Source organism: Bacteroides sp. AM32-11AC, from assembly GCF_003603515.1.
GTDB lineage: Bacteria > Bacteroidota > Bacteroidia > Bacteroidales > Bacteroidaceae > Bacteroides > Bacteroides uniformis.
Genome location: NZ_QTNH01000008.1, coordinates 1 through 7,459, shown reverse-complemented (window position 1 = coordinate 7,459; position 7,459 = coordinate 1). Strand labels below are relative to the sequence as shown.

Genomic DNA, 7,459 nt, shown 5'->3' with positions numbered 1-7,459 from the left:
ACGGGAAAACTGTTTATCTTTGCACCCGTTCTCCAAATGCGGAAATAGCTCAGTTGGTAGAGCATAACCTTGCCAAGGTTAGGGTCGCGAGTTCGAGTCTCGTTTTCCGCTCTCTTTTCCCTTTTTAGGATGCTCGAATGGTGGAATGGTAGACACGAAGGACTTAAAATCCTTTGGCCATTGCGGCTGTGCGGGTTCAAGTCCCGCTTCGAGTACTCGATTAAGCTCTGTGAATCATTGATTTGCAGAGCTTTTTCTTTATAGGAATTATTCTGGTTTATGCTTGCATTAATACGGATTTAAACGGGAATTATACTATTGAGTTAAACCAAGAGTTAAACCAAGAGTTAAACCGAAATTGTAATGAAAGCTACAGCTAACGTATTGTGTTACAAGTCTAAAGTTCTTAGTAATGGTGAGCATCCTCTCATGCTTCGTGTTTGTATGAGTGGTAAGAAGAAGTATGTAAGCCTTGGCATCTCTGTAAAATCTCAGTATTGGGACTTTGAGAAGAACAAACCTAAGCGTAATTGTCCTAATCGTGAGCGGATATTAAAGGTTATTAATGAGCAGGAACAGAGGTATTCAGAACAGATACTTGAATTTAGTACAGAGCAGCGAGAGTATTCGCTTGCTACACTAATTGAGGCTACTACTACCACTCAGAAAGTTAAGACTGTTGGTGATTTGTTTAATGAGTATATAGCACAACTGAAGCTGGAAGGCAGGTTGGGGTATGCACTTTCTGTACAGCAGGTATATAATTCACTATACAAGTATAAGGGGCATCTGGATATTTACTTCTCTGAGATAGATGTGAATTGGCTAAAATCGTATGAAGTATGGTTGAGATGTTCTAAGTTGGCAGATAATACTATTGGTATTCGTTTCAGAACGCTACGAGCGGTTTATAATTTGGCTTTGACTGAGGGATTGGTAAAGCCAGACTGCTATCCGTTTAAGAAGTATAAGGTGTCTAAATTGCATAAAGAGACGGCTAAACGGGCGATAACCAAAGAACAGATGAAGCAGGTAATAGAATATGATACATCAGGGGGACGTTTCTATAAAAGATTGGCAGTTGATATGTTTACGTTCTCTTACCTAATGGGTGGTATAAACTTTACTGATATGGCATGTTTAACAGGTAAGAATATTGAAGGGGAACGTTTGGTTTATGTCCGTCAGAAGACAAAGAAGTTGATAATGTTACCATTGCAAGAGAAAGCTATAGAAATAATGAACCGTTATCGTTCCCCACAGCGTAGATATATATTCCCTATATTGGATAATAGAGAGCGTTCTCCACGTCAGATAAGGAATCGAATTTATGATGTGTTGGCCAATGTGAATGGGTATTTAGAGGATATTGGGAAGGAGTTGGGTATTGAGTTGAAGATTTCCAGTTACGTCGCTCGTCATTCTTATGCTACTGTATTGAAGCGTGCAGGAGTATCAACGTCTGTTATCTGTGAGTCTTTAGGGCATAGTTCAGAACGAGTGACACAGATATATCTTGATAGTTTTGAGAATGCTCAATTAGATGATGCAATGAAGCATTTACTCTAATTTATAATGCCGCTCTGTTGCATAATGGAGTGGCATTATTTATCTTTACGGCACTAATACAATTAGCCATGCCAATAGATAATTTCACAACAGATAAATACGTAGGGCAAGAAGAGGAATTACTGGAATATGTAACTGTAATTGCCGATAAGTTTCACCCAGACATGGAAATTCAAGAAGATGGAAGCTCTGCTCTTTTACCGTCACAATCCCCTTATCAATTCATGCAACGGTACAATGCAGGTAAGCTAAATGTATTCTTCAATTATGACAACTATATGAGGAATGACAATATAGACAGTATTCAAGCCATCATAAAGGCGTTGGGCATTGACCCCGACAAATTCTGGTATCTACTTCTGTTTATAAGCGATTACGTTAGTGGGAAGGCATTAAATACTTGGAAATTCAATGACACGTCCAAAGGGGAGATAACAAAGTTCATTGAAATGGTAAAGCTGAATGAAGCTGATTTTAATGATGTAATAGGTTTCTCCCATAAACTCCCAATGACATTAAGTTTACAAGTGAAAGGCAAACGGCTAATCATCGATAACCCCAATACCATATCATTCATGGCGGCTTTCTGTGAGGAAGTATTGGCAGAGGTTTCAGAACATGGTTTGTTCAATCAAGCAAGGTTTGAGCCAAACGGCTACAATACATCAGACTCCGTACAGATATGGCTGTTCACCCAAATGCTACTGTACTTCTTTGAAGCCTATCCCCAGTTCGATAACCAGCGTGGCAAGAGCGGTGACACTCCCAAGAGCAAACTACTGTTCATATCCAAACTGGTCTATTTCACCAAGCTGACCAGAAATGAGGCATATAATGACAATGACGATAATATAAAGAAGATAATCAAGCAATACAAAGATACTAAGATAAACACAATAAGCCTTATATACGGATAGCATAACTGTCTGATAATTAAGCAATCCACTTTTATATTCTCTTAAGGGGGAGTATAAAGGTGGATTTTTTTATTCCCTAATGCCCTCCCCTAATATCCCCAACTTTGCAGCGTAATCAGAAACGATAAGACATCGGAATGACGATTACAAAGTAAAATTTAAAAATGTATTTACTTATGAGTACACTTATTGAGACAGCAGGACAGACTGCAATGGAGAGTGTTAATGAAGTGAATAACGCTTCAAGTGTAGAACTTACTAATACCCTAAAGGTGGAGAAGGACGATGAAGGTAGACTGAGAATTCTTCCTTTCTAAATTCCACTCTTAAATATACTTCTACATCAATAACTCCAGTTAGGAGCAAATTCTGAAAGGGTCTATATAAGCAAATTCTGAAGAATTTCATCCTAACATAAATAATAAGCTTATGGAACTCTCATTCAACATTATTAATATCGAACGTGAAGAACTGACAATCAGTAAAGGAGAAACACTCTTAGACCTCTATAAACGGGAAGGCTATCCCCATAATGGTACTCCAACCAACTATGTCATTGAGAAGGTTGAACCGGGCATCGGTGCCACTTATGCCGAACTGGAATGTAAGCGTAACTCTGTCATATTAGAACCTAATGTACCCGTGATTATCGGCAAGACGGAAGGAACGGACTATTTAGGAATATATGAAAAGACTACCAAGAAGATGATAACCGACTACTTGAAGAATAATCAATATATGCCTAAAAAGTTGGTTACTACCCCCGAAAGTTATGAGAAGAAGCTGATACCTGCATTCAACAAATTAGGAATTGACTGGCATAAGGATTACTTCTGCCTATATGATGAATGTGAGAAGTTGATACAAGATACCGGATATAGACCGACTATCCGTATCAAAGATTTCTTCGATTATGAGCGCAAGGCATACGTATCTGCCACTCCGTTATGGACGCGTAACCGTAAGTTCTTGAATAGCGGCTTCAAATGGCTGAAAGTAACTCCCGATTACGATTACAAGAAGGATGCAACTCTGATTATCACCCGCTCATTCAACAGAACCTTACGTAGAGAGTTAAGAAGATTATTATCTACCTCTAAGTGTATCTGCATCTTCTATAAGACTACTGACGGCATCGCTACTATTGTACAGGATTTATTAGAAAATGGGTTGATTAAGGACGGAGATTATAAGGTATTCTGTTCGGATAAGAGCGTGAAGAAATTGAAGAGCATGAAATTACATCATACTTACGACCATTTAAAATTGCCATTGGCTAAAGTCAACTTCTTTACTTCACGCTTCTTCTCGGCAGTGGATGTTAAGATTAATAAGTTGGCAGATATACTTGTGCTCAGTAATTACAAGCAAGCCGTGCACTCCATGATAGACCCGTTTACGGAAGCCATTCAGATACAAGGACGTTTCCGTAACAAACTGGACGGTGACAGAAGATATAACTCCCTTACATTCATAACCAATACCAATGACAAGTTGAAGGTTAAGAGCGACAAAGAGATTGAGAGGGAGATTACCACCCAACTCAATACCTATGCCTCCATTAAGGAGAAATGCGATAACGCTACCGACGCAACCGAGAAGAAGGCTCTCCAGAAGGACTTGAATAAGCTTAGCTTCAATGACTTCTTAGATAATGACGAAGAACTCTCAGAAGAAGTTATAGACCATGTGTTTAACGAGGAACGGGTTAAGAGCTACTATCAATCTCCGCAGGCACTAATCAATGCCTATAATGCAACGGGGCATTTCAGATTACGAGTAATAGATAACAGCCATGGAATTGGAAAGGATGACTATCTGCCGTTGAATGAGCTTTCAACTAAAGACATATGGAAGTACCTTGTAACCTATCTGGAGCGATTGGAACGTGATAAACAGAACAATCCCGATTTCGATTTCGATGCGGAAGTATATAAACTGGTAGAGATGCACAGCGAGCATTACTTCATTATTGATGCTTACTTGAAGATTGGAAAGGGACCTATTGAGGCAGCTAATTATGCCAAGGGTAAGATTGAGAAGGAATTGAGAGCCTATGATATACAACAAGGTGAGAAGTTACGTTTCAGTCCGGAAGTACTGGCAGAGATAGAAGAAGAGTTCAGAAGTGAAGTCCAGACCCAATGTTACATAGCCAAATCCGACTTCATCAAACGGCTGGGACGAATATTAGAAGCTAACGGCATTACCTTCAAAGTTCACGGTGACGGTAAGACTGGATGTAAAGTAATGTGTAAGATAACAGAGGACACGGTTAAAGATTACTTCGACCACCATTCTTACAATAGCCAAACTCCACCTTCATATAAGCTTCTACGCTTTAAATCGGAGTTAGGAGCAAATTGATGAAGGGTCTTATATTACATAAATTGAAGAATTTGAGACCAAAAAAGTATATGAATTGAGATAACTCTCTACACAGACTAAGCAACTCCACCTTAAAGAGGCATGGGGTTCTTGGTGTTTATAGGCATTCCTACCATTTCCCTATATAATATGCTACCTTGATATACCCAACTCAAATTAGGCAGCATCTAAATAGTACCCCCTCCCTTCCAGATACGGGAACTCTTTCCATACAGTTATTAAGACTGCATAAAGTGCAATTATCAGCCAGAAAGCAGGCATGAGGTGTATATTATGCGCTTTATTGTCATGTTACTCCTAACTACCCTCACCGTATCTTTAGGGGAAATGAACACCAGATGCGAAATCACCTTCCAGCCCCGAACGCTTGAAATTCTGTAACAGCCATTACGGGCAGATACAGATTTATTACAGAGATGCACATGCGTGCAAGGCTGGGAGGCTTTTTGTTTCTGGCTATCATTCCCTTTTAATTCAATCATTACTAACCAATAAATTATCGCTTATGGAAGATTTAAAGGCAATTCTGACGGTTGGTGCAATACTCGTTGTACCGTTCATTACAGCACCGTAGGCAATGTTTGCCATAGTGCTGTACATTATCGTTTATATGGCATTCAGATGGAGAAATTTCTAATTATCAACTTAATAATTTACAGATTATGGAAGCATTACAGATTATGCCAGTCATGGCACAGAGAAGGAACAGCAATTTAGGAGAATTTGCAGAGGATGCAACGGTTGTAACGGACGATACAAAGGGGAAACGACCTCTGTTCATAGAGGCTAATACAGTTGAAGCGACCTTACAGCATTTGAGGGACGACTGTATAATTCCAGTATTCGCCAAAGACAACGAGGCTACATTGTCGCACGTCTCGTTCATTGAAACGGTGAAGGATGCCGCACATACTTTCTTTAACGGTGAACGGATAGGGCAGCCGGATATAAGGGTGTCACACGTTATCAAAGGTCGTATTCCAGAAGCAATACATAAGCCTGCCAATCAATTATTGGAGAGTGACAAGACCATTTATTACGAGCGTTGCGCTTTCGTGATTGAAATACCTACCATCTACGAGACGGTGAACGGTAATAGGCTGACCCTTACTGTAGGTGGAGTGAGAGCCTATAACCATACCAATCTGTACAGTAAAAAGGGTGCAGAGCGTTTTAAGGTATTCATAGGCTTCATTTGTAATGTCTGCACCAATTTATGTGTATCTACGGACGGTTATCTTACTTGTTTGGAAGTAACCAATACCAACGAATTATATCGTGCCGTATTGGAAATGTTCAACAAGTACGACCCTGCCAAGCACATACATCTGATGCAGACACTTGGCAATACCAGTATGACAGAACATCAATTCTGCCAGTTACTTGGGAGAATGAGGCTTTACCCACTGTTACCGCAAGGACAGCAGAAGGCTATCCCCAGAATGCTGCTTACTGATACGCAGATAAACAGTGTAGCTAAAGCGTATATCAATGATGATAACTTTGGCAGTCTTGGCAGTGACCTATCCATGTGGAAGTTCTACAACCTGCTTACTGGCAGTAATAAGAGCAGCTACATAGACAGCTTTCTGGATAGAGCCTACAACGCTACAGAACTTGCAACGGGCATTGCATCCGCTCTGCATGGTGATGAAAGATACAGCTGGTTTCTCTCTTAGCTGTATCTGGAATTATATCCTATTACTGGTTTCTCAAAACTGGAGATTATGCTACGGAATTTATTCTATGTGTTACTGGCTACTTTGGTATTCTTCATTGCAATGGCATTGTTTCCATTTATAGCGGTGGGATATATCCTGCTATTGGGCTATGCCATTGTTAAAGGATAGCTTAGTATGGAGGACATCTATATAATAAGGTATAGGTGTCCTCTTACTGTTAATGGGAGAAATGTTCGCTTTCATTATTAGTGAATGTATCTTTGATTATCAGCAAGTTGGATATTCCAACTTAAAAATGATATTCACTTTTATTCATTTCATTATAAGACTGAACGTTATGTCACTTAAATATTCAAGTACAACCGCAGATTATCTGCAATGGAGCGAGGCAATGAACTTGATAAGGAAGTTAGCCAAAGACGGGAATTATAAAATCTCGCTTCTTGTTGCTCTGGGCTGTTTTACTGGCTTAAGAATATCTGACATTCTGGCTTTACGCTGGAAGCAGATATTGGATGCGGAGGAATTTACCGTTATCGAAATCAAGACGGGAAAGCAAAGGACTGTGAGAATTAACATGCAGCTACAGAAGCATATCTGTGACTGCTACAAGCATATCAGTCCTATAGGCATAGACGCGCCTATATTGGTTAGCCGGAAAGGTACGGTCTATTCCATACAGAGGATAAATGTAATCCTCAAAGAGGTTAAAAGGAAATATAGGCTGCATATAGGCAACTTCTCATGCCACAGCCTTAGAAAGACTTTCGGCAGGCAGGTCTATAACATGAACAGCGAAAGTTCGGAGCTTGCACTTGTCAAACTCATGGAGCTATTCAATCATTCCAGTGTATCAATTACCAAGAGATACTTGGGATTAAGGCAGGAAGAACTACTTAATAC

7 protein-coding genes and 2 tRNA genes are annotated in these 7,459 nt (G+C 39.8%); all 9 read left to right on the top strand.

Translation table 11 applies throughout. From position 1 onward, the window contains the following. Window positions 1-38 precede the first annotated feature (38 nt). Window positions 39-111: transfer RNA gene (locus DW800_RS10060), tRNA-Gly, on the top strand. Window positions 112-131: 20 nt separating this feature from the next. Then, window positions 132-215 (top strand) — tRNA-Leu (locus DW800_RS10055). Window positions 216-363: 148 nt separating this feature from the next. Beyond that, window positions 364-1,569, top strand: coding sequence for a site-specific integrase (locus DW800_RS10050; protein WP_117866032.1), 1,206 nt, complete (start codon window positions 364-366; stop codon window positions 1,567-1,569). Window positions 1,570-1,637: 68 nt separating this feature from the next. Continuing rightward, entirely contained in the window at window positions 1,638-2,486 is an 849-nt protein-coding gene (locus DW800_RS10045) for a hypothetical protein (RefSeq protein WP_119958054.1), read from the top strand. A gap of 176 nt (window positions 2,487-2,662) precedes the next feature. Then, complete coding sequence (locus DW800_RS19655) at window positions 2,663-2,803, top strand: hypothetical protein (protein WP_016272520.1); 141 nt, start codon at window positions 2,663-2,665, stop codon at window positions 2,801-2,803. Between the two features lie 112 nt (window positions 2,804-2,915). Further along, window positions 2,916-4,853 (top strand): hypothetical protein, encoded by a 1,938-nt coding sequence (locus DW800_RS10040; RefSeq protein ID WP_119958030.1) that lies wholly within the window; start codon window positions 2,916-2,918, stop codon window positions 4,851-4,853. 683 nt (window positions 4,854-5,536) lie between these two features. Next, on the top strand, window positions 5,537-6,553 hold the full coding sequence (locus DW800_RS10035; RefSeq protein WP_119958029.1) for a DUF3871 family protein: 1,017 nt from the start codon (window positions 5,537-5,539) through the stop codon (window positions 6,551-6,553). Window positions 6,554-6,601: 48 nt separating this feature from the next. Continuing rightward, complete coding sequence (locus DW800_RS20045) at window positions 6,602-6,724, top strand: hypothetical protein (protein WP_255342452.1); 123 nt, start codon at window positions 6,602-6,604, stop codon at window positions 6,722-6,724. Between the two features lie 169 nt (window positions 6,725-6,893). Continuing rightward, the coding region (locus DW800_RS10030) for a tyrosine-type recombinase/integrase (protein ID WP_119958053.1) at window positions 6,894-7,459 on the top strand (566 nt) is incomplete at its 3' end.

Coding starts and splice junctions, on each gene's coding strand:
- DW800_RS10050 (WP_117866032.1), top strand. CDS start 364: ATGAAAGCTACAGCTAACGTATTGTGTTACAAGTCTAAAGTTCTTAGT.
- DW800_RS10045 (WP_119958054.1), top strand. CDS start 1,638: ATGCCAATAGATAATTTCACAACAGATAAATACGTAGGGCAAGAAGAG.
- DW800_RS19655 (WP_016272520.1), top strand. CDS start 2,663: ATGAGTACACTTATTGAGACAGCAGGACAGACTGCAATGGAGAGTGTT.
- DW800_RS10040 (WP_119958030.1), top strand. CDS start 2,916: ATGGAACTCTCATTCAACATTATTAATATCGAACGTGAAGAACTGACA.
- DW800_RS10035 (WP_119958029.1), top strand. CDS start 5,537: ATGGAAGCATTACAGATTATGCCAGTCATGGCACAGAGAAGGAACAGC.
- DW800_RS20045 (WP_255342452.1), top strand. CDS start 6,602: ATGCTACGGAATTTATTCTATGTGTTACTGGCTACTTTGGTATTCTTC.